The 20344-nt window shown below is 69.1% G+C and carries 22 protein-coding genes, 1 tRNA gene and 1 other RNA gene; 12 read left to right on the top strand and 12 right to left on the bottom strand.

All coding sequences use genetic code 11. The features are described from left to right. Positions 1-4 precede the first annotated feature (4 nt). Positions 5-2734: a pyruvate dehydrogenase (acetyl-transferring), homodimeric type gene (gene aceE, locus D7I44_RS17025; RefSeq protein ID WP_120790581.1), complete on the bottom strand. Its 2730-nt coding sequence runs from the start codon at positions 2732-2734 to the stop codon at positions 5-7. Positions 2735-2872: 138 nt separating this feature from the next. On the opposite strand from aceE, the gene D7I44_RS17020 reads away from it, so the two are divergent. Further along, the gene (locus D7I44_RS17020; protein ID WP_120790580.1) at positions 2873-3355 is read left to right on the top strand and encodes a peroxiredoxin; all 483 of its coding nucleotides are present in this window, start codon (positions 2873-2875) and stop codon (positions 3353-3355) included. Here D7I44_RS17020 and D7I44_RS17015 read toward each other — a convergent pair. Then, the gene (locus D7I44_RS17015) at positions 3352-4260 is read right to left on the bottom strand and encodes a phosphotransferase family protein (protein WP_120790579.1); all 909 of its coding nucleotides are present in this window, start codon (positions 4258-4260) and stop codon (positions 3352-3354) included. The two genes, D7I44_RS17020 and D7I44_RS17015, sit on opposite strands and share 4 nt — an antisense overlap. 28 nt (positions 4261-4288) lie before the next feature. On the opposite strand from D7I44_RS17015, the gene D7I44_RS17010 reads away from it, so the two are divergent. Beyond that, entirely contained in the window at positions 4289-4819 is a 531-nt protein-coding gene (locus D7I44_RS17010; protein WP_120790578.1) for a hypothetical protein, read from the top strand. Positions 4820-4823: 4 nt separating this feature from the next. Here the strand turns inward: D7I44_RS17010 and D7I44_RS17005 are convergent, their stop codons facing one another. Further along, positions 4824-5876 carry a ScyD/ScyE family protein gene (locus D7I44_RS17005; RefSeq protein ID WP_162940345.1) on the bottom strand — a complete coding sequence of 351 codons (1053 nt, stop codon included), beginning with the start codon at positions 5874-5876 and terminating at the stop codon, positions 4824-4826. Positions 5877-6123: 247 nt separating this feature from the next. Continuing rightward, positions 6124-6411, bottom strand: coding sequence for a Fe-S cluster assembly protein HesB (locus D7I44_RS17000; protein WP_120790576.1), 288 nt, complete (start codon positions 6409-6411; stop codon positions 6124-6126). Positions 6412-6523: 112 nt separating this feature from the next. Between D7I44_RS17000 and D7I44_RS16995 the strand changes: the two genes are divergently transcribed. Further along, positions 6524-6883, top strand: a complete 360-nt coding sequence (locus tag D7I44_RS16995) for a TraR/DksA family transcriptional regulator (protein WP_120790575.1) — start codon at positions 6524-6526, stop codon at positions 6881-6883. A gap of 11 nt (positions 6884-6894) precedes the next feature. Further along, positions 6895-6967, top strand: a tRNA-Val gene (locus tag D7I44_RS16990). Positions 6968-7021: 54 nt separating this feature from the next. Here the strand turns inward: D7I44_RS16990 and D7I44_RS16985 are convergent. Beyond that, positions 7022-7579: a helix-turn-helix transcriptional regulator gene (locus tag D7I44_RS16985; protein ID WP_120790574.1), complete on the bottom strand. Its 558-nt coding sequence runs from the start codon at positions 7577-7579 to the stop codon at positions 7022-7024. 75 nt (positions 7580-7654) lie between these two features. On the opposite strand from D7I44_RS16985, the gene D7I44_RS16980 reads away from it, so the two are divergent. Together D7I44_RS16980 and D7I44_RS16975 are read left to right on the top strand one after the other, a co-directional pair. Next, positions 7655-9304, top strand: a complete 1650-nt coding sequence (locus D7I44_RS16980) for a bifunctional NAD(P)/FAD-dependent oxidoreductase/class I SAM-dependent methyltransferase (protein WP_120790573.1) — start codon at positions 7655-7657, stop codon at positions 9302-9304. A gap of 195 nt (positions 9305-9499) precedes the next feature. Next, positions 9500-10279, top strand: a complete 780-nt coding sequence (locus tag D7I44_RS16975) for a COG4705 family protein (RefSeq protein ID WP_120790572.1) — start codon at positions 9500-9502, stop codon at positions 10277-10279. A gap of 6 nt (positions 10280-10285) precedes the next feature. Here the strand turns inward: D7I44_RS16975 and D7I44_RS16970 are convergent, their stop codons facing one another. The 4 genes from D7I44_RS16970 to D7I44_RS16955 form a co-directional block, all read right to left on the bottom strand. Next, positions 10286-11002, bottom strand: coding sequence for a HEAT repeat domain-containing protein (locus D7I44_RS16970; protein WP_220093796.1), 717 nt, complete (start codon positions 11000-11002; stop codon positions 10286-10288). Positions 11003-11008: 6 nt separating this feature from the next. After that, a complete protein-coding gene (locus tag D7I44_RS16965) occupies positions 11009-11878 on the bottom strand; it encodes a universal stress protein (RefSeq protein WP_120790571.1) in 870 nt (289 codons plus the stop codon). 152 nt (positions 11879-12030) lie between these two features. After that, a complete protein-coding gene (locus D7I44_RS16960) occupies positions 12031-12531 on the bottom strand; it encodes a dihydrofolate reductase (protein WP_120790570.1) in 501 nt (166 codons plus the stop codon). A 5-nt stretch (positions 12532-12536) separates the two neighbouring features. After that, positions 12537-13298 (bottom strand): thymidylate synthase, encoded by a 762-nt coding sequence (locus D7I44_RS16955; RefSeq protein WP_245980342.1) that lies wholly within the window; start codon positions 13296-13298, stop codon positions 12537-12539. Positions 13299-13428: 130 nt separating this feature from the next. Here D7I44_RS16955 and D7I44_RS16950 point away from each other — a divergent pair, with 130 nt between their 5' ends. The 4 genes from D7I44_RS16950 (at position 13429) to rnpB (ending at position 16217) form a co-directional block, all read left to right on the top strand. Next, on the top strand, positions 13429-14247 hold the full coding sequence (locus D7I44_RS16950) for a hypothetical protein (protein ID WP_162940344.1): 819 nt from the start codon (positions 13429-13431) through the stop codon (positions 14245-14247). A 10-nt stretch (positions 14248-14257) separates the two neighbouring features. Then, on the top strand, positions 14258-15076 hold the full coding sequence (locus tag D7I44_RS16945; protein ID WP_120790568.1) for a Nif3-like dinuclear metal center hexameric protein: 819 nt from the start codon (positions 14258-14260) through the stop codon (positions 15074-15076). A gap of 22 nt (positions 15077-15098) precedes the next feature. Next, on the top strand, positions 15099-15827 hold the full coding sequence (locus D7I44_RS16940) for a zinc ribbon domain-containing protein (RefSeq protein ID WP_120790567.1): 729 nt from the start codon (positions 15099-15101) through the stop codon (positions 15825-15827). A 16-nt stretch (positions 15828-15843) separates the two neighbouring features. After that, positions 15844-16217, top strand: an RNA gene (rnpB, locus tag D7I44_RS16935) — RNase P RNA component class A. Positions 16218-16219: 2 nt separating this feature from the next. Here the strand turns inward: rnpB and ppgK are convergent. Continuing rightward, entirely contained in the window at positions 16220-16972 is a 753-nt protein-coding gene (gene ppgK, locus D7I44_RS16930) for a polyphosphate--glucose phosphotransferase (RefSeq protein WP_120790566.1), read from the bottom strand. 15 nt (positions 16973-16987) lie between these two features. After that, on the bottom strand, positions 16988-17854 hold the full coding sequence (map, locus tag D7I44_RS16925) for a type I methionyl aminopeptidase (protein ID WP_120790565.1): 867 nt from the start codon (positions 17852-17854) through the stop codon (positions 16988-16990). A 12-nt stretch (positions 17855-17866) separates the two neighbouring features. Here map and D7I44_RS16920 point away from each other — a divergent pair, with 12 nt between their 5' ends. Further along, on the top strand, positions 17867-18055 hold the full coding sequence (locus tag D7I44_RS16920; RefSeq protein ID WP_120790564.1) for an SPOR domain-containing protein: 189 nt from the start codon (positions 17867-17869) through the stop codon (positions 18053-18055). A gap of 9 nt (positions 18056-18064) precedes the next feature. On the opposite strand, the gene panB is transcribed toward D7I44_RS16920, so the two are convergent. Continuing rightward, on the bottom strand, positions 18065-18928 hold the full coding sequence (gene panB / locus D7I44_RS16915) for a 3-methyl-2-oxobutanoate hydroxymethyltransferase (RefSeq protein WP_220093794.1): 864 nt from the start codon (positions 18926-18928) through the stop codon (positions 18065-18067). 62 nt (positions 18929-18990) lie between these two features. On the opposite strand from panB, the gene glnA reads away from it, so the two are divergent. Then, positions 18991-20328 carry a type I glutamate--ammonia ligase gene (gene glnA / locus D7I44_RS16910; protein ID WP_120790562.1) on the top strand — a complete coding sequence of 446 codons (1338 nt, stop codon included), beginning with the start codon at positions 18991-18993 and terminating at the stop codon, positions 20326-20328. Positions 20329-20344: the final 16 nt, after the last annotated feature.

Below are 20344 nucleotides of genomic sequence, written 5' to 3'. Positions count from 1 at the left end.
CACCCTAGGCGTCACCGCCCGCGTTGCCCGACGTGCCGGCGTTCACGTTGAACAGCTCGTAGCGCTGGATGGCCTGCAGGGGCAGCGAGGGGTCGATCTTGCCCTCGGCGACGAGCTGCTCGAGGGTGCGGACGACGACGGAGTGGCTGTCGATGTAGAAGTAGCGACGGGCGGCCGCACGCGTGTCCGAGAATCCGAAGTCGTCGGCGCCGAGCGTCGCGAAGCGGTTCGGCACGAACTGTCGGATCTGGTCGGGCACCGCGTGGGTGAAGTCCGTGACGGCGACGACGGGGCCCTCGGCGCTGGCGAGCTTCGCCGTGACATAGGGCGTCCACGCCGGCTCCTCCGGGTGCAGGAAGTTGTGCTCCTCTGCCTTGAGCCCGTCACGACGCAGCTCGTTCCAGCTGGTCACCGACCACACGTCGGCCGACACGTTCCACTCGTCGGCGAGGATCTGCTGCGCCTCGAGCGCCCACGGCAGGGCGACGCCCGATGCCAGGATCTGCGACTTGACGGCCTTGTCGGCCGCGCCGTCCTTCAGCTTGTAGATGCCCCTGACGACGCCGTCGACGTCGAGGTCCTCGGGCTCGGCCGGCTGGACGATCGGCTCGTTGTAGACCGTCAGGTAGCACATGACGTTCGGCTCGGGGTGCGTGCCGCCGTACATGCGCTCGAGACCGGCGCGCACGATGTGGCCGATCTCGTAGCCGTAGGCCGGGTCGTAGGTGATCACAGCCGGGTTGGTGGCGGCGATCATCGGCGAGTGGCCGTCCATGTGCTGCGTGCCCTCGCCGGTCAGCGTCGTGCGGCCGGCCGTGGCGCCGATCACGAAGCCGCGCGCCAGCTGGTCGCCCGCCGCCCAGAAGGCGTCGGCGGTGCGCTGGAAGCCGAACATCGAGTAGAAGATGTAGACCGGGATGAGCGGCTCGCCATGCGTCGCATAGCTCGTCGCGAACGCGGTGAACGCCGCGGTCGCGCCCGCCTCGTTGATGCCGACGTGGAACAGCTGGCCCTGCGGGCTCTCCTTGTAGGACAGCAGCAGCTCGCGGTCGACCGAGGTGTAGTGCTGGCCGCGCGGGTTGTAGATCTTCGCGTTCGGGAAGAACGCGTCCATGCCGAAGGTGCGAGCCTCGTCAGGGATGATCGGGACGATGCGCGGGCCCCAGTTCTTGTCGCGCAGCAGGTCCTTGAGCAGGCGGACGAACGCCATCGTCGTGGCGATCTCCTGCTGGCCGGAGCCGCGCTTCGCGATCGCGTAGGCGCTGTCGCCGGGCAGCTCGAGCTGCGTGTACTTCGAGCGGCGCTCAGGCAGGAATCCGCCGAGCGCGCGGCGGCGCTCAAGCATGTACTGGATCGCCTCGTCCTCTGGGCCGGGGTTGTAATACGGCGGCAGCCAGTGGTCGCCCTCGTTCAGCTGCTCGTCGGTCACCGGGATCTGCAGCGTGTCGCGGAACAGCTTCAGGTCTTCGAGGGTGAGCTTCTTCATCTGGTGGGTCGCGTTGCGGCCCTCGAAGTGCGGCCCGAGGCCGTAGCCCTTGATGGTGTGGGCGAGAATGACGGTCGGCTGGCCCTTGTGCTCGACCGCCGCCTTGTAGGCCGCGTAGATCTTGCGGTAGTCGTGGCCGCCGCGCTTGAGCGCCCAGACCTGGTCGTCGCTGTAGTCCTTGACCAGCTCGAGCGCGCGCGGGTCGCGGCCGAAGAAGTTCTCGCGCACGTATGCGCCGTTCTCGGCCTTGTACGTCTGGAAGTCGCCGTCGGGCGTGGTGTTGAACAGGTTCAGCAGCGCGCCGTCGGCGTCGCGGGCGATCAGGTCGTCCCACTCGCGGCCCCAGATGAGCTTGATGACGTTCCAGCCCGCGCCGCGGAAGTAGCTCTCGAGCTCCTGGATGATCTTGCCGTTGCCGCGCACCGGGCCGTCGAGGCGCTGCAGGTTGCAGTTGACGACGAAAGTCAGGTTGTCGAGACCCTCGTTGGCTGCGAGCTGCAACTGGCCGCGCGACTCGATCTCGTCCATCTCGCCGTCACCGAGGAACGCCCACACGTGCGAGTCGTTGTCCTTGATGCCGCGGTTCGCGAGGTAACGGTTGAAGGATGCCTGGTAGATCGCGTTGATCGGGCCGAGACCCATCGACACCGTCGGGAACTGCCAGAAGTCGCTGAGCATGCGGGGGTGCGGGTAGGACGGCAGACCGTGCGGCGCGCGCGACTTCTCCTGCCGGAATCCGTCGAGCTGCTGCTCGGTCATGCGCCCCTCGAGGAACGCGCGCGCGTAGGCGCCGGGGCTCGAGTGACCCTGCAGGTACAGCTGGTCGCCGCCCGACGGGTCGTCCTGCCCGCGGAAGAAGTGGTTGAAGCCGACCTCCCACAGCGACGCGTAGGAGGCGTAGCTCGAGATGTGGCCGCCGACGCCGACGCCGGGCCGCTGCGCGCGGTGCACGGTGATCGCGGCGTTCCAGCGCAGCCAGCGGCGATACCGGCGCTCGAGTTCCTCATCGCCGGGGAAGTCCGGCTCGTCCTCGGCGGAGATGGTGTTGATGTAGTCGGTGGTCGGCACCTGCGGCACGCCGAGGTGCAGCTCCTTCGAGCGGTCGAGCAGGCTGACGACGATCTCGCGCGCACGCTCGGGGCCCGCGCTCTTCACCAGTTCATCGAGGGATTCGCGCCATTCGGCGGTCTCCTCGGGGTCCGAATCGACGCTCTTCACCGAATACGGGTCCTGGTGGTTAACAGTCACTTCGACCTCTTCCTTGTGCCGGTCAGTACCTGTGTCAGGCGCATGGTTGTCGGATTACGACATCGGCGCCGAGGTTCAGCCTAGTAGTGCGCGCAACGTGCTGACGCGCACCTTCGAGCCCGGGCTTAGGCTGTGCGCATGGCGTTGGAGAACGACACCCAGGCCCCCGATTTCGAGCTTCCCAACCAGTTCGGCGAGCCGGTGCGGCTGAGCGATTTCCGCGGGCGCAAGGCCGTCGCACTGGTGTTCTTCCCGCTCGCGTTCTCGGGCACGTGCACGGGCGAGCTGTGCGAGCTGCGCGACAACCTGAGCATCTTCGAAGACGCCGAGGTCGAGCTGATCGGCGTCTCCGTCGATTCGAAGTGGGCGCTGCGCGCCTGGTCGGAGACCCAGGGCTACGGATTCCAGCTGCTGGCCGACTTCTGGCCGCACGGCGCCGTCGCGAAGGACTACGGGGTCTTCCTCGACGAGAGGGGATTCGCCAACCGCGCGACCTTCGTCATCGATGAGGACGGCGTGATCCGCGCCAGCTTCATCTCCGCGCCGGGCGAGGCGCGCCCGCTCGCCGCGTACCGCACGGCACTCGAGCAGCTCGCCGCCCGCCGCGCACTCAGCAATTAGCGGAGTCGGTCGAGCGCGTCCGCCAGGAAGGCGTCGCGCCGCGCGACCATGAGCTCGCGCGTGAGGTCCGGGCGCGCGATGGCCTCGATGGTCGACTCGACGAACCAGCCGAGATCGGGTGGGGTGTTGACGGCCGCGACCGCGTCCCAGTAGGCGAGGTCCTGCGCGGGTTCGCCGGCCTCTCTCTCCCAACCGGCGAGCACATGGGCGGATGCCTCCTGACCCCAGTTCATCGCGGCGTCGAGCCGCAGCGACCCGAGGTCCACGCCCGCGCGCCCGGCGCCGGCGCAGCCCCAGTCGATGACCGCGACGAGTCCGCCGTCGCGCCAGAGGGTGTTTCCAGACCAGAGATCGCCGTGCACCAGGCCGGTGCGCCCCTCGGCCTCGATGCCGTCGAGCCGCCTGGCGGCCCGCTCGAGCAGCGGGTGCGGGGAGGCGGCCCGCAACGCCGCGAAGTCGACGCCGTCGATCGGCCGCGCGACCTCAGGCAGCTCGAGGTCACCCAGGTTGGAGCGGAAGATCGTGGCGGCCATCGCTCCGAGGGCCTCGAGGCGCACGGGGGAGGCCTCGATCGGCTGCGCGCTCGCCCCGTCGATCCACTCGACGAGCAGCAGCGACGACTCGTCGTCGACGCGCGAGCCGAGCACGTTCGGCACGGGAACGCCCTGCAGGTCGGCGATCGGCATCGCCGTCTCGGCCCGTGCCTGCTGATCGGCGTCGTCGGGGCCGCCCACCCGGAGCACCGCGCTTCCCCCGCCGTGCGCGTCGCCCCATGTGATCAGCCACTGCGATCCGCCGGCCTTCAGCGGCTTCACCTCGGTCACCGCGTCTCCGCCGACGAGCTGCAGAACCCACACGAGCTGGTCGCGGCTCGGCGAGGCCGCTGGTCTTCCGGCATCCGTCATGCCGTCGACGCTACGCAAGGATGGAGCAATGAGCTACGAGGTCGACGAGCGGGTCACCGAATACGCGGCCCGGCGCGTCGAACTGGTCACGAACGCGCACTTCGAGGCGCTCGCAGCCGCGTTCGAGAGTGCGGTGCCCGAGCTGACGGATGCCGCAGCGCTCGACCGCCTCGCCGAGGACGGCGACTGGCAGGCCTTCACCCGCCGCCTCGCGTGGGAGTCGCCGAGCGGCTTCGTGCGCGTCTGGTCGTCGCGGCCCGGCGAGCTGATGAACGCAGCCGGCAGCGGCAGGCCGAGCGGAGTGTGGCTCATCGTGAACCACGCGATCGGCGCACGCCTCTTCCGGCACGACCCGGCGACGGTCCTCTACAGCCCCGTGCGCGTCGAGGCGCATGCGGCGGCCGGCGCCGGCACCGTGCTCGCGTTCGACGTGCCGGGCGCGCGGCTGCGCAGCTTCGGGACGAACAAGGTCACCCAGGCCGGCGCCGAACTGGACCGGGCGCTGGGTGATCTCGTCGAGGACCTCGGCCTGCCGAGGCCGGTCGCCCTGCGGCGCTGACCGCCTATTTGAGCACGTCGATCTCGCCCGGGTTCGGGCCGCCCTGTCTTCCCATGCCGAAGTTCGCGATGTAGATCGCGCCGTCGGAGCCGACCGCGAGACCGGTCGGGGTGACGAGGTTCGGCACGAGCACGGTGTGGGGATGCCCGGGCGTGCTGGCGACCTTCACCAGGTCGCCCGGTGTACTGGGCGCCCCGAGCAGTCCACCCGTGTTGAACTCGAGCACGAGCAGGGCGCCCTGGCGATCGAAGGCGAGGTCGGTGATCGCCGAGAAGCCAGTCGCGTACACCGTCGGAGCCTGGCCGGGAACGACGCGGTAGACGTCGGCCGACCCGGGCGTCGACGGTGCGCCGCGCAGGCCTCCGACGTACAGCGCACCATCGGGGCCGACCGTCAACGCGTCAGGCACGGCCTGCCCGTCGCTCGTCGCCGGCAGTGTGGCGAGCTTGCTCAGCTGCCCGGATGGCGCGAGCCACAGCACGTCGTTGGCCGCGGCATCCGCGATCGCGTAGCCGCCGCGGTACGCCACGACGTCGTAGGGGTCCGAGTCGTAGGCGGTCTCACCGGGGCCTGAGCCGAGGCTGCTCGCAGTCTGCGGCTTCGCGGCCGCGAACGCCGCGAGATCCGGTGTGAGCTGCCACGAGTAGGACGGCGCCCCGAACGCCGCGGTGACCAGCTTGCCGAGCTCGTCGCCGGTCAGCAGGAGGTTGGAGCCGTCAGATTGCACCGTGAAGTCCTGCATGGTGACGATCAGCTGACCCTTGCCGAAGGCGACCGCCGACGGCCCGAGCACCTCGCCGGTGTCCGCCTGGGAGACGGACTCGAGCCCGCTCAGCACGGGAGTGACCTTGCCGTGCGCGAGCTTCCCGATCGCACCGGTCTTGCCGACGCAGGCCTCGGTCGTCCCGCCCAGCTGGCTGGGGACCGCCACGCAGCGAGCCGGGTCCACGCCGCCGGCGCCGGCCTCCGCGACGTAGAGGGCACCGTCGGGGCCGAAGGCGAGATGGCGCGGGCTGTCGACCCCGGTGGCCGCGACGGAGAGCGTCGGCTGATGCACCGGAGGACGAGACGGCGGCGGTCCGGGATGGAGCGGAGCTTGAGCGAAAGCGGCGGACCCGGCCGCTACAGAGAGCAACATGGCGGCCAGGCCGCCGAGGGCGAACATCGACTTCCGATTCACGGTGGAACCTCTCACGTGTCAACAGGGTTGGTGCGAGAGAGGTGAACTGCGCTCAGTTGTCGATTGTGTTTCTAGTCCGCCCGGTTCTTCGCGTCAAGCAACGAATCGCCGTGACCCGCAGTCACTAGACCGCGGCTTCAGCGATGGAGAACCGCACGTTCCCCTGCTCGCTGACGTCCGCGTCGAGGATCTTGTCGTCGAGCGAGATCGCGGCGTTCGGCTCGAGGAACACGCGTGCCCCGTCTGCCTCGATCACGGTGTCGGAGTCGGCCGGCTGCGGCGCGACCTCGACGGCGTACTCGCGCGATTCGGGCGCGGCGCTGCTGATGCGCAGGCCTGCCTCTTCGCTGGTGCCTCCGCGCGAGGCGAGGGTCTTGACCACGGTGCTGGCGTTCTCGGTCAGGGTGAGCATGATGCGTCCTTCCGGTTGCGTACAGGAGTCAGCCACGGTTCCGGGTTCGGCGCAGAGCCTCAACCCCGTTTGGGGGACACTCTGCAGATTGTCAGGTCGAGAATGATTCACGATGACCGAATTCGATGACCTCGAGCGGATGCTTCACGCGCGCCGCACCGAGCTGATGCTGCGACGCGGCGAGCTCGATCAAGCCGTCGCCGGCCTCGGCGCCCTGCGCGACGCGAACAACGACGACGAGCACGACCCGGACGGGGCGCCGGTCTCTGGCGAGTGGTCGCGACTGACAGGCATCCGCCACGATACCGAGAGCGAGCTGGCCGCAACGGATGCCGCGCTCGACCGCATCTCCGCAGGGACGTTCGGGGTCTGCGCCAGCTGCGGCAGACCCATCGCGCCCGCACGCCTCACAGCCCGCCCGACGGCGACGCTGTGCATCGCCTGCGCAGAGCGCGCCGGCCGCCGCCCCTAGACTCTTCGCGAGGGCCTTTAGCTCAGTTGGTAGAGCACTTGGTTTACACCCAAGATGTCGTCGGTTCGAGCCCGGCAGGGCCCACCCAATGTTGGACTCCGTGCTGAGCGTCCATGATTCCGACACCTGAGCGAGCACTCACTGGTGCACATGCGCCCGCTGCCCGTCGCGGTCAAAGATCATGATGAGTTCGACAGGGCCATCCAGGGCCGTGATCGCGTGAGGGACCATCGTGGCGAACTCCGCCGCCTCGCCCGCGTTGACGTCGATCTGCCGCTCGCCCAGCCACAGCCGCGCGCGCCCCTCGAGCACAAGGAACCAGTCGTGACCGGGGTGCACCCGTTGGCTGAGAGGGGCCTCGGACGGCTCGAAGCGCATCTTCATCGCGACCGTGCGCCCGTCAGGACGGCTCAGCGGCCATGTCGTCCGCGCGCCGCTGTGGTGCGCGACCGGACGGATGACGACGTCATCGTCAGTGGGCGCCTCGAAGAGAACATCCAGACTCAATTGGAGAGCGTTGGCCAGCGGCACGAGCACGTCCAGACTCAGCGTGCGCTTGCCGGTCTCGATCCGGCTGATGGTCGAGGGGCTGAGGTTGGTGCGCTCGGCCAGTTCCTCAAGCGAGTACCCCAGAGTGGCGCGCATACTCCGCAGGCGCGACCGTGCTAGCGCTTCGACATCGGCGACTCCGCTCACCTGACCATCCTGACGTATCTTGCGATTTCCGCAAACAGCATTGCTGAATGGGCCTGACTCCGTAGGGTCGGTCACATGGACGAGAATCCCACGCAACGCCAGCACTCCGCCCTTCCCCAGAACTCGGAGCACGGCGGTCACGTCCACTACCCCACCACTGAGCGGCACTGCGATGCCGCGGTGATCGGCGGCTCAGCCGCGGGCCTCGCCGGTGCTTTGCAGCTTGCGCGTCAGCGGCGCAGCGTCGTCGTGGTCGATGACGGCACGCCCCGTAATGCACCGGCGGCGCACATGCACGGCTATCTGGGACACGAGAGCGCAGCCCCCGGGGAGCTGAGGAGGATCGGGCGTGCTGAGGTGCGCAGCTACGGCGGGGAGGTGCTCACCGGCCGAGTCACCGGTGTGCACCGTGGCGACGACGGCAGGTTCAGACTCGGTCTCACCGGCGGTCACACGCTGGTGGCCCGCCGAGTTCTCGTCGCAACTGGCCTGACCGACCAGCTCCCAATGATTGACGGCCTCGCCGAGCAGTGGGGGCGCGGCGTGGTCCACTGTCCGTTCTGTCATGGCTTCGAGGTCCGCGACCAGCGCCTGGTGCAGATCGTCACCCAACCTTTGAGCCTGCACCCGACACCACTATTCCGGCATCTGACCAACCGCTTGACCGTCGTGCTCCACGATCCGACCGGAATCGACGAGGGGGTCATCGACGCCCTCGCCGCCTCCGGCGTCGTCATCGAACGCGACGAGGTGGCCCGGATTCTCATCAGGCCGGACGGCGAGGTATCCGGCGTAGAACTCAGCGACGGTCGCATCCTCGAAGCCGACGCCGTTGTGGTCGGTTCGCGGTTCCAGGCCCGTGCCGAGGTGCTGGCCGGGCTCGGACTCACCACCACCCCGCACCCCACCGGCGCCGGCGACGCCCTCGTGGTCGACCTGCGCGGTGAGACCACAGTGTCCGGGGTCTATGCGGCCGGCAATGTCACCGACCCGAGCCTGCAAGTGCTGCCCGCGGCCGCCCACGGCAGCCAGGTCGGGGCCATGATCGCCTTCAGCCTCGCAGAGGAGGACCTGCGCAACGCCGGCCGACTCTCCGGGGAGGAAGCCGATTGGGACCACCGCTACAGCGGAGCTGACCGAGAATGGAGCGGCAACCCCAACGGCACGCTCGTTCACGAGGTCACCGACCTGACACCCGGCCGGGCACTCGATGTCGGAGCCGGCGAGGGTGCCGATGCCCTTTGGCTGGCCGAACACGGGTGGAAGGTCACCGCCACCGACATCTCCGGCAATGCGCTCGCCCGAGTGCGCGCCGAAGCCGAGTACCGCGGACTCACCATCGACCTCCTACGCAGCGACGTCAACGACCCCGCACCCTTCGGCACCGAGACCTTCGACCTGGTTTCACTGCAGTACGGCTCGTTCAAGCGCACGCCCGACCAACGCGGTCTGCGCAGCCTGCTCGACGCCGTTGCTCCCGGCGGCACGCTCTTGGTCGTGCACCACGACCTCACCCCCATGCTCGAACCTCTGGACGCGGCGGCCCAGACCCGGATGTATGACCCCGAGGCGTTCGTCGGCGTCGAGGAGATGGCAGCCGCGCTCACCGCCGACCCGGAAACCTGGCACATCGAAGTCCACGAAACCCGGCCACGGCCCCCAGGTGCGGCCAGCACCCACCACGTCGCCGACGTCGTGCTACGCGCCACCCGACGGACGATCTGATCGCGCCGCCCGCCTGCTCGAGCATCACAAGCCCGATCGTGTCGGTCATGATCCCTGCTCTCTGCCAACCACACGGTCGGCGTGTCGAACCAGGAACCAGTCACACCGTTGATCGATCGGACAGACCCCCACCCGGTGGCGGGTCGGCTTAGGGGAATCTCAGAGCGTCGCGCCGAGGCTCGGCAGGTGCGACGCATGGCGATCAAAGTGCCCGAGATCACGGCTCTGTTCTGGGTGACGAAGCTGCTGACGACCGCGCTGGGGGAGGCGGCGAGCGACTACCTTGTGCGTGTCATCGACCCGGTGATCGCCGTGGGAGCCACGTTCCTGGTCTTCGCCGTCGCGATCGTCGCGCAACTGCTGGCGCGGCGCTACCGGCCCTGGCTCTACTGGGCGACCGTCACCATGGTCGCCGTGTTCGGCACGATGGCGGCGGATGTGCTGCACGTGGCGCTCGGCGTTCCGTACCTCGCGAGCAGCGTCGGCTTCGCGGTCATCCTCGCGATCGTCCTCGTCGCATGGCAGCGCACCGAGTGCACGCTTGACATGCACAGCATCCACACGACGCGCCGCGAGCTGTTCTACTGGGCGACCGTCAGCGCGACCTTCGCGCTCGGAACCGCTGCCGGCGATCTGTTCGCGACGGTGTTCCACCTCGGGTACGCGGGCGCGACGGCGGTGTTCGCGCTCGCCATCCTCGTCCCGCTGGCAGGCTTCCGGTTCTGGCACTGGGGCGCTGTCGGGAGCTTCTGGTTCGCCTACATCCTCACGCGGCCGCTCGGCGCGTCGGTTGCCGACTGGTTCGGCATGGAGCGCACGCTCGGCGGCCTCGGTATCGGGCACGGTCCGGTGGCACTGGTGCTGGTCGGCCTCACGGCCGGCGCGGTGGGGCTGGCTCAGGCGCGCGACGGCGCGATGACGCGCCCGGCCTCGCGCAGGAACGCGGGGCCGGCTACCTCTACGCCGTCGAGGTAGCCGCCGCTAGCGCGTGAGCAGTCGCTGCATCCTGGCCTTCGCGCGGTTCTCGTTGATGATCCAGGCGATGTCTGCGTCCGTCGCCGCACGCGCCTCGAGCTCGGTCCAGAGCTCGAGGCCGTGCTCGGGGGCTGCCGCGATCGCGACGCTCCAGCAGTAGCCGAGCGCCTGCCGCAGGGTGCGCACGTCCTCATGCCGGCGCTGCTCGAACGGGACGCTCTGCAGTCGGTCGGTCGCCGCGCGGCACGCCGTCAGTGCGGCATCCGCCATCTCGGGCGCACGAAGCAGGCGTGGCTCGCAGATGCCGGCGATAGCGGCGCGCACGACGCGCGGCGGGCCGGCCAGGAACCGGTCGACGAGCTTCAGCAACAACTCAGTCGACGCGTCGCCGACGCGCTGCAGCGCCATCGCCGCACCCTCGCGCACCCGCCAGCTGTCGTCGGCCGCCAGTTCTGTCAGACGCGCCACGACGGCCTCGTCATCAGGTCGCTCGAGGTACAAGCGCCCGAGCGCTGCCGTCGCGCACAGCCGCCGGAATTCATCGGGCGAACCGGTCAGCTGCCAGACGATCTCCTCGGGGGCGACGTCCGCGAATGCGTCGACCAGTGTCAGATTGGCGCGCGGCCCCGGCAGTCCGGAGTTCTCGTCGAGGTACTTCAGCAGGTGCAGCGGCTTGTGCCGCATCGAGAGGAGGTCGTCCTGCGCATCGGTGCGGGCGGTCATGCACGCCTACTTGTTCGGCACGACGATCGTCGGGCCTTCGAGGTTCAGCACGACGGTGTGGCTCACCGAGCCGAGGAAGAAGCGCTGGATGCCGCGCGAGGACCGCGTGCCCACCACCAGCAGCGAGCCGCGAGCGGCCTGGTCGAGGAGGCCCCACGGCGCGAGGCCGTGCACGAGCTTCTTGGTGATGACGAGCTCCGGCCAGTCCTCGGCGAACTGCGCCACCGACTCGTCGAGCACGTCCTGGTGGACCCTCTGCAGCGATTCGAGGAAGCCGTCGTCCGGCGGCAGGTAGGCGTCCTGCCAGGGCGTCGGCTCCTGCCAGACGTGCACGATGACGAGCTCCTCGCTGCCGCGGGCGAGCGCGATGCGCGCGGCCACGCGCGCCGCGGCCAGCGAGGCCGGCGTGCCGTCGACGCCGACGACGACCCCCGTGCCGAGCTCTGCCTCACCGTGCGGGATCAGCGCCACCGGGCCCTTGGCACGGGCGGCGAGCCGCGCGCCGAACGAGAACGCGTAGCGCAGCGACAGGCCGCGGCGCCGGTCGGTGCCCACGACCACGAGCTTCTCAGGGCTCGTGAGACCCGCGAGAACCTGGGGCGGGTCGCCTTCCACGAGCTGCGTGGTGACCTGGATCGACGGATGCTTCGCCCGCACCTCTGCCGCGACGCCCTCGGCGTCGCTCTGGATCTGCGCGCGCTGCGCGGCGTCATAGCTCTTCTTCGCGTCGAGCACGGTGAGCAGCGTGAGCGGGGCGGCCAGTCTGTCGATGCGCTGCAGAACCCAGTCGAGCGCTGCGTCCGCAGCCTCGGATGGCTTCCACCCCAGTACGACCTCGTCGACCTCGTAAACACGCTTCCCGGCAGCATCCGTCATGTCGTCACTCAACCGCCGCGCGCACGCTCACGTCAAGCTGTCTGAGATACTGATGACATGGTCGAAGCTGTGCTCTGGTCCGTTGTCGGTCTCATCGCCCTGGTTGGCACCGTGCTCGGCCTCGTGGCCGCCTTCGCGATGGGCTCCACCGGCTACCGCAAGTAGCTCGCGAAGCGGTAGCGCACTCCGCTCGGGCTCTGGTTCCAGCCCGAGTCCGGCTCGACTGACGCCCGCAGCCAGTCTTCCCCGATCGGCGGGGCGAACGCGTCGCCGGGGGCGTCGATGTCGACCTCGGTGACCTCGAGCCGCGTCGCGAGCGCGATGGTCTGGGCGTAGAGCTGGCCGCCGCCCATGCACCACGCCTGCTTGCCGGGGTCTGCGGCCGCGAGCGCTTCGTCGACCGAGTGCACGACGGTCGCGCCGGGCGCGTCGAAGCCCGGGTCGCGGGTGACGACGATGTTGTCGCGACCGGGCAGCGGGCGAACTCGCTCGGGCAGTGAGTCCCAGGTCTTGCGACCCATGATCACCGTGCCGCCGAGCGTCAGCTCCTTGAAGCGGCGCTGCTCGCCGGGGATGTGCCAGGGGATGTCGCCGTCACCGCCTATCACCCCCGCCGTCGTCTGCGCCCAGATCAGCGCGAGCGGAGCGGGCACTGGGCTCACACTGCGACCGCGGCGCGGATCGCCGGGTGGTGCCGGTAGTCGACGACCTCGAAATCCTCGTACGAGTAGTCGAAGATCGAGTCCGGCCTCCGGTTCAGCTTGAGGGTCGGGTACGAGAACGGGTCGCGCGTGAGCTGCTCGGTGACCTGATCGACGTGGTTGTCGTAGATGTGGCAGTCGCCGCCCGTCCACACGAAGTCGCCCACCTCGAGTCCGGTCTGCTGCGCCACCAGGTGGGTGAGCAGCGCGTAGCTCGCGATGTTGAACGGCACGCCGAGGAACAGGTCGGCGCTGCGCTGGTAAAGCTGGCAGCTGAGCTTGCCGTCGGCGACGTAGAACTGGAAGAGCGCGTGGCAGGGCATCAGCGCCATCTCGCCGAGCTCGCCGACGTTCCAGGCGCTGACGATGATGCGCCGCGAGTCTGGCGTGGTCTTCAGCTGCTCGATCACCTGGGCGATCTGGTCGATGTGCCGGCCGTCGGGCGTCGGCCACGACCGCCACTGCACGCCGTAGACGGGGCCGAGCTCGCCCGCGGCATCCGCCCATTCGTCCCAGATGGTGACCCCGTGCTCACGCAGCCAGCCGACATTGCTCTCGCCCCGCAGGAACCAGAGCAGCTCGTAGGCGATCGACTTGAAGTGCACCCGTTTCGTCGTGATGAGCGGGAAGCCCTCTGACAGGTCGAAGCGCAGCTGGCGGCCGAACACGCTGCGCGTGCCGGTGCCGGTGCGGTCGCTCTTGTGCGCGCCCGTCGCCATGACGTCTCGCAGCAGGTCTTCGTACGGAGTCTCGATCAGCGCACCCACGACACCAAGGTTACGGCGCGCGCGGGTGCGCGCGCGGCAGTGCCCCAGGGCCACTCGGATGCCTGACCGATAGGCTGGTCACGTGCAAAAAGGCGGCAACGGAGGCGGCGTGTCGCACTCCGGCGACGGGGGCGTCGACGACGACGACCCTGAAGTCACCGCGATCACCCGACGCCTCGACCGCACCGGCGACACCCTCGGTGCCATCGACGAACTCGAACAACTGCTGATCGAGCGCACCGGGCACATCCCGATCGTGTCGCCCGAGCTCCTCGCCGCGCACGGCGCGCGAATGGCGCAGGCAGAGCAGGCGCCGCCGGAGACGCGGTGGACCGTTTCCGCTGGGGCTGAGCCTGATTCTGGGGCTGCGAGCGGGGCCGAGCCAAAGCCGGCACCCGAGCACGAGGCTGAGCCTGAGGCTGAGCCTGAGCGGGCCGACCCCGACGAGGTCGACTGGTCGATTCCCGCGCGCCCGCCGCTCGAGCCCGCGCCCGGCTTCAGCGCGTGGGTCGACCCTGCTGCGGTCACAGCGGCCTTCGACGCGCAGGCCGCCTCGGAGTTCACCGATGTCTCGACCAAGGTGTTCGCCGTGTTCTCGGCCGAGCGCATGGACGAGACGGGTCCCGTCTTCGCGATGCCGGCGCAGGCTGCGCCTGCGAGGGTCGAGGATCCGCCCGCCTCGCCGCCGCTCATCTCGACTGTTCCCGTGCCGGAGCCGAGCGGCTCGACGGAAGAGCTCGACGAGCTCGACGGCATCGACGATCTCGTCGGCGTCGAGACGCCCGCACCGATGCCGAGCGCGCCGCCCCCGTCCACTGCGGAGCACGAGCCCGCCACGCTCGCCGACGATCAGTCTGCAGGGAAGCCGAAGCGCCGGTTCTGGCCCTTCGGTCGCCGGTAGGCTGGCAGGCATGCCGTACGCCCTTTCCGACGTGCTCGCCGAAGCCGAGCGGCTCTGGCCGACGGCCGGCGCGGAAGGGTGGGACGCGCCGGGACTCGTGACCGGCTCGCCGAGCCAGAGCGTCGCCTCGATCCACCTCGTGGTCGACGCCGTCGCCGACTCCCTCGACGAGGCGATCGCCGCCGGCGCCGACCTCGTCATCGCCCACCACCCGCTGCTGCTGTTCGGCGTGAAGTCGGTCGCCGAGACGCACTACAAGGGCTCGGTGCTCGCGAAGCTGATCCGCTCGGGCACCGCGCTGCTCTCGGCGCACACCAACGCCGACGTCGTGGCCGACGGCACGAGCGCGGTCCTCGCCGAGAAGCTCGGGCTCACCGGCATCCGCCCCATCGAGCCGTCCGCCACGCCGGGGACCGGTATCGGACGAGTGGGCGAACTCGCGGAGAGCAGCACTCTCGGTCACCTCGCGCGCGCCGTGGCCGAGCTGCTGCCGGCGACCGCGGGCGGCGTCCGGGTGGCGGGGGAATATGAGCGCCAGGTGCGTCGAGTCGCTGTCTGCGGGGGAGCCGGCGACTCGCTCCTCGGTAACCCGGAGGTCGTCGGCGCCGACGTCTACATCACCGCAGATCTGCGCCATCACCCCGCGTCGGAGGCGCGGGAGCAGCACCTGCTCGGCGCGGGTCCTGCGCTCATCGACGTCTCGCACTGGGCCAGCGAGTGGCTCTGGCTCGACACCGCCGCGGCGCAGCTGCAACAAGCGCTGCCCGAGGCGTCCGTCACCGTCAGCGAGGTCCGCACGGACCCGTGGGACTTCGCGATCGTCCGCTGACGACGCACTCTTGAAGGGACACATGAAAGCTACGCCCGCCCATCAGAAGGAGCTGCTGCGCCTGCAGGAGCAGGACAACCGGCTCGCGCGAGTCGCGCACAGCCTGAAGAACCTGCCGCAGGACAAGCAGCTGGCCGAGCTGCAGCCGCAGGCCGAGCAACTGCGGGCGCGGCTCGTCGAGGCGACAGGGCGCCTTGAGGATGCCAAGGCGGAGCAGCAGCGGCTCGAGTCCGACATCGCGGTCGTCGAGCAGCGCCTCACCCGAGACGAGCAGCGCCTGCAGTCCTCAGCTTCCGCGAAGGACATCGAGGGGCTGGAAGCCGAGATCACCTCGCTGAAGCGCCGGCGTTCGACCCTCGAGGACGCAGAGCTCGAGGTCATGGAGCGCGCGGAGGAGGCCGAGCGGGAGCTCGTCGGGATCCGGGGGGAACAGGAGCAGCTCGCGGCATCCGTCGACTCGCTCACCACCGCACGCGACGAGGAGATCACGCGCTTCGAGCGCGAGCGCGATGACGCGCGCGCCGATCGCATGGTCGTCGCGCAGGGCGTCCCGCAGGACCTGCTCGATCTCTACGAGCGCCAGCGCACGCGCTACGGCATCGGCGCGGCGGCCGTGCGCGGGGGAGTGAACCTGGGGACGAACCTCACGCTGTCCCCGAACGACCTCGCCGCAGCGCGGGCGGCGGCGCCCGATGAGGTGCTCGTCGACAGCGACTCCGGCGCGATCCTGATCAGGGACGACAACTCGTAGACTCTTCCCTGAGGAATGGGTCGGCAAGACGGTCGCGTCAGCCTTCGGGCTGCCGAGGAACGTCCGGGCTCCGCAGAGCAGGGCGGTGGGCAACACCCACCCGGGGCAACCCGCGAGACAGTGCCACAGAGAACAGACCGCCTCTCGTCGTCAGACCTGAGGTAAGGGTGAAACGGTGGGGTAAGAGCCCACCAGCGACCGGGGTGACCCGGCCGGCTCGGCAAACCTCGCCCGGAGCAAGGTCAGACAGGGGACCATGAGACTGCTCGTCTCGTCCCCGGGTAGACCGCTGGAGCGGCGCGGCAACGTGTCGCCGAGAGAGATGGCCGTCCAGGAATCCGCGGGAAACGCGATTCCGAACAGAACCCGGCGTATCAGCCGGCCCATTCCCCCTACGAGTGCTTCTTGGCGGCGAGGGCCGCGGCGCCGAGGATGCCCGCGTTGTTGAGGAACTGCGCCGGGATCATCTCGGTCGTGATGTCGACGAAATGGCCCCACTCGTCGAAGTGCTTGCTGACGCCGCCGCCGACGATGAACAGGTCGGGCGAGAACAGCTTCTCGAGCGTCGAGTAGTACTTCGTGAGCCTCTTGCCCCACTTCTCCCAGCTGAGATCCTCGCGCTCCTTGGCGGAATACGCCGCCTTCGACTCCGCGTCGTGGCCGTCGATCTCGAGGTGGCCGAGCTCGGTGTTCGGCACGAGGAATCCGTCGACGATGAGCGCGGACCCGATGCCCGTGCCGAGCGTCGTCAGCATCACGACGCCCGTGCGCCCCTTGGCCGCGCCGTACTCCGTCTCGGCGAAACCGGCGGCGTCGGCGTCGTTCACGAACAGGATCGGCCGGCTGAGGGTCTTCTCGAAGAACTTCTCGGCCTCGAAGCCGATCCACTTCTTGGAGACGTTCGCCGCCGACATGGTCTTGCCGTGCAGCACGACGGCGGGGAAGTCGATGCCGATCGGCAGCGACGGGTCTGCCTCGAGCTGCTCGAGCACCTGCTTGGTGGTCTCGGCGATGTCGTCGGGCTTGCCGCCGTCTGGCGTGGGCAGCTTCACCCGTGGTGAGACGAGCGCGCCTGTCGCCAGATCGACGATGCCCCCCTTGATGCCTGTGCCGCCGATGTCGATGCCAACTGCCGTCGTCGTCATGGCGACAGGGTATCGCTAGGGCAGCGTCAGGATGTCGGCGCCGCGCTCGGTGACCACGAGGGTGTGCTCGAACTGGGCGGTGATCGATTTGTCGCGCGTCGTCACGGTCCAGTCGTCGTCCCACATGTCCCACGCGATGCCGCCGAGCGTGAGCATCGGCTCGATCGTGAAGACCATGCCGGGCTCCATGACGGTGTCGTAGAGGGGCGCGGAGTCGTAGTGGGGGATGATCAGGCCGGAATGGAACGAGCGGCCGACCCCGTGCCCCGTGAAGTCGCGCACCACTCCGTAGCCGAAGCGCTTCGCGTAGGCCTCGATCGCGCGGCCGATGACGTTCACCTGGCGGCCGGGCGCGACCGCCTTGATGCCGCGGTTCAGGGCCTCACGGGTGCGGTCGACGAGGTCCACGACCTCCTGCTCGGCCGCGCCGACGACGAAGGTCTGGTTGCTGTCGCCGTGGAACCCGTTCTTGAACGCGGTGATGTCGATGTTCACGATGTCGCCCTCTGCGAGCACCGTGTCATCGGGGATGCCGTGGCAGATGACCTCGTTGAGCGACGAGCACAGCGACTTGGGGTACCCGCGGTAGCCGAGCGTCGACGGGTAGGCGTTGTGCTCGACGATGAACTCATGGCCGATGCGGTCGAGCTCGTCTGTCGTGACACCGGGCTTGATGTGCGCGCCGACCAGCTCGATGGCCTGGGCGGCGATGCGCCCGGACTCGCGGATCAGCTCGAGCTCACGCGGCGAGTACACGTCGCCGCGTGTGTTCTTCTCGGGGTTCGGCTTGCCGACGTACTCGGGGCGGTCGATTCCCTGCGGGACCGGGCGGCGGGGCGAGATGCGGCCGGGAACGAGGTGACCGGCGGAATCCTTAGGCATACGATCAAGCCTATGAGCGATGCGGCCGTCCCGAATCTCGAGAGCAAGTGGTGGTACAACGCCAAGACGGGCGCGGTCGAGCACGGACTGCTCTCACCGTCCGCCGATCGGATCGGCCCCTTCGATACGAAGGAGGGCGCAGAGCACGCGTGGGACAAGCTGCGTGAGAACAGCGCCAAGTGGGCGGAAGAGGACGACTAGCCAGCCGGCTCAGTAGCTGTTCTCCGGCCCGGGGTACTCGCCCTGCTCCACGTCCGCCTTCCAGGCGGTCGCCGCGTCGTGCAGCGCCTGACCGATCTGCGCGTACTGCCGCACGAACTTGGGGATGCGGCCCTGTGTGAGCCCCGCCCAGTCCGTCCACACGAGCAGCTGCCCGTCGCAGTGCGGCCCGGCGCCCACGCTGATCGTCGGGATCGACAGGGCCGCGGTGACCTTGGCCGCAGCATCCGCCGGCACCATCTCGAGCACCACGGCGAACGCTCCTGCCGCCTCGATCGCCTTCGCGTCGGCGAGCAGCTGGTCCTCACCTGAGCCGCGGCCCTGGATCACGTGACCGCCCAGCTGGTGCTCGCTCTGCGGAGTGAAGCCGATGTGCGCCATCACGGGGACGCCGGCGTCGACGATGTGCCGGATCTGCTCGGCCGACCGCACGCCGCCCTCGAGCTTCACGGCGTGCGCGCCGGTCTCTTTCATCATGCGGATGGCGGTGTGCACCGCGTCGTTGACGCTCGTCTCGTAGGAGCCGAACGGCATGTCTGCGACGACCAGGGCGCGGGATGCCGCCCGAGCGACGGCTCGCACCAGCGGGATCAGCTCGTCGACGGTGACGGGCAGAGTCGTCTCGTAGCCGAGCACGTTGTTCGCCGCCGAATCCCCGACGAGCAGGAAGTCGATGCCCGCGTCGTCGAAGATGTGGGCCGTGAGCTGGTCGTAGCTCGTGAGCCCCGTGATCTTGATGCCGTTCTTCTTGGCATTCAGGAAGTGCCTGGTGCGGACCCGTTTGAGGTTCTGCGGCGCCCCGCCGTACGGCGCCTCTTCGCGCATGGGTGACGACGCGGAGTTCTCCTGTGTCATGCACTCAGTGTAGGTAGCCGCATCCACTAGCCTGATGACGGAAGGGAAGGGACCCTATGTCCATGGACAAGCAGCGGGACTTCGTTCTGCGCACCATCGAGGAGCGCGGCGTCAAGTTCGTGCGCCTCTGGTTCACCGACGTCGTCGGCACGCTCAAGTCGGTGGCGCTCGCGCCCGCCGAGGTCGAGGGCGCGTTCACCGAGGGTCTCGGGTTCGACGGCTCCGCGATCGAGGGGCTGACGCGCGCGTACGAATCGGATCTGCTCGCCCACCCCGACCCCACGACGTTCCAGATCCTGCCGTGGCGCGGCGAGATCGACCCGACCGCCCGCATGTTCTGCGACATCACGACGCCCGACGGCGAGCCCGCTGTCGCCGACCCGCGCAACGTGCTGAAGCGCACGCTCGAGAAGGCGGCCGAGGCGGGCTTCACGTTCTACACGCACCCCGAGATCGAGTTCTACCTGCTCCAGTCGGCCCGTTTCGGCGATGGCGGCCCCGAGCCCGTCGACTCGGCCGGCTACTTCGACAACGTGCCGGGCGGCACGGCGCACGACTTCCGCCGCCGCGCGGTGCGCATGCTCGAGGACCTCGGCATCTCGGTGGAGTTCAGCCACCATGAGGCGGGCCCGGGTCAGAACGAGATCGACCTGCGCTACGCCGACGCGCTCACCATGGCCGACAACATCATGACCTTCCGCACGGTCGTGAAAGAGGTCGCGATCGAGCAGGGCGTCTACGCCACCTTCATGCCGAAGCCGCTGGCCGGCCACCCCGGCAGCGGCATGCACACGCACATGTCGCTCTTCGAGGGCGACGCGAACGCGTTCTACGAGGCCGGGGCGCAGTACCAGCTGTCGAAGACCGCCCGGAAGTTCATCGCCGGCCTGCTGCGGCACGCGCCGGAGATCAGCGCGGTCACGAACCAGTTCGTCAACTCGTACAAGCGCCTGTGGTCAGGGGACGAGGCGCCGAGCTATGTCAGCTGGGGCCACAACAACCGCTCCGCGCTTGTGCGCGTCCCGCTCTACAAGCCCAACAAGGGCCAGAGCGCACGCATAGAGTACCGCGCGATCGACTCTGCCGCGAACCCCTACCTCGCCTACTCGCTGATGCTGGCCGCCGGTCTCAAGGGCATTCAGGAGGACTACGAGCTTCCGCCCGAGGCGACGGAGGACGTGTGGTCGTTGACGGATGCCGAGCGCAAGGCTCTCGGCTACGAGGCGCTGCCGTCGAACCTCGATGAGGCGATCCGCCTGATGGAGAGCTCGGAGCTCGCAGCCGAGACCCTCGGCGAGCAGGTCTTCGAGAACGTGCTGCGCAACAAGCGCCAGGAGTGGGTGGGCTACCGCGCCCAGGTCACCCCGTGGGAGCTTCGCTCGAACCTCGAGCTGCTCTAGCCGCGTCCCTGGCGAG

Source organism: Gryllotalpicola protaetiae (assembly GCF_003627055.1).
Lineage (GTDB): Bacteria > Actinomycetota > Actinomycetes > Actinomycetales > Microbacteriaceae > Gryllotalpicola > Gryllotalpicola protaetiae.
Note: the sequence above shows the minus strand (reverse complement) of the source record. Positions and strands in the feature narration are given on the sequence as shown.

Excerpts from the sequence above, each read along its gene's own strand:
- ppgK (WP_120790566.1), bottom strand. The coding sequence starts at position 16,972 with ATGACGACGACGGCAGTTGGCATCGACATCGGCGGCACAGGCATCAAG.
- D7I44_RS16955 (WP_245980342.1), bottom strand. The coding sequence starts at position 13,298 with ATGGCGACGGGCGCGCACAAGAGCGACCGCACCGGCACCGGCACGCGC.
- D7I44_RS16975 (WP_120790572.1), top strand. The coding sequence starts at position 9,500 with ATGGCGATCAAAGTGCCCGAGATCACGGCTCTGTTCTGGGTGACGAAG.
- D7I44_RS16940 (WP_120790567.1), top strand. The coding sequence starts at position 15,099 with ATGAAAGCTACGCCCGCCCATCAGAAGGAGCTGCTGCGCCTGCAGGAG.
- panB (WP_220093794.1), bottom strand. The coding sequence starts at position 18,928 with ATGACACAGGAGAACTCCGCGTCGTCACCCATGCGCGAAGAGGCGCCG.
- D7I44_RS17000 (WP_120790576.1), bottom strand. The coding sequence starts at position 6,411 with ATGCTCACCCTGACCGAGAACGCCAGCACCGTGGTCAAGACCCTCGCC.
- glnA (WP_120790562.1), top strand. The coding sequence starts at position 18,991 with ATGGACAAGCAGCGGGACTTCGTTCTGCGCACCATCGAGGAGCGCGGC.
- D7I44_RS16970 (WP_220093796.1), bottom strand. The coding sequence starts at position 11,002 with ATGACCGCCCGCACCGATGCGCAGGACGACCTCCTCTCGATGCGGCAC.
- D7I44_RS16965 (WP_120790571.1), bottom strand. The coding sequence starts at position 11,878 with ATGACGGATGCTGCCGGGAAGCGTGTTTACGAGGTCGACGAGGTCGTA.
- D7I44_RS17020 (WP_120790580.1), top strand. The coding sequence starts at position 2,873 with ATGGCGTTGGAGAACGACACCCAGGCCCCCGATTTCGAGCTTCCCAAC.
- D7I44_RS16945 (WP_120790568.1), top strand. The coding sequence starts at position 14,258 with ATGCCGTACGCCCTTTCCGACGTGCTCGCCGAAGCCGAGCGGCTCTGG.
- D7I44_RS16920 (WP_120790564.1), top strand. The coding sequence starts at position 17,867 with ATGAGCGATGCGGCCGTCCCGAATCTCGAGAGCAAGTGGTGGTACAAC.
- D7I44_RS17015 (WP_120790579.1), bottom strand. The coding sequence starts at position 4,260 with ATGACGGATGCCGGAAGACCAGCGGCCTCGCCGAGCCGCGACCAGCTC.
- D7I44_RS17010 (WP_120790578.1), top strand. The coding sequence starts at position 4,289 with ATGAGCTACGAGGTCGACGAGCGGGTCACCGAATACGCGGCCCGGCGC.
- D7I44_RS16980 (WP_120790573.1), top strand. The coding sequence starts at position 7,655 with ATGGACGAGAATCCCACGCAACGCCAGCACTCCGCCCTTCCCCAGAAC.
- map (WP_120790565.1), bottom strand. The coding sequence starts at position 17,854 with ATGCCTAAGGATTCCGCCGGTCACCTCGTTCCCGGCCGCATCTCGCCC.
- D7I44_RS16995 (WP_120790575.1), top strand. The coding sequence starts at position 6,524 with ATGACCGAATTCGATGACCTCGAGCGGATGCTTCACGCGCGCCGCACC.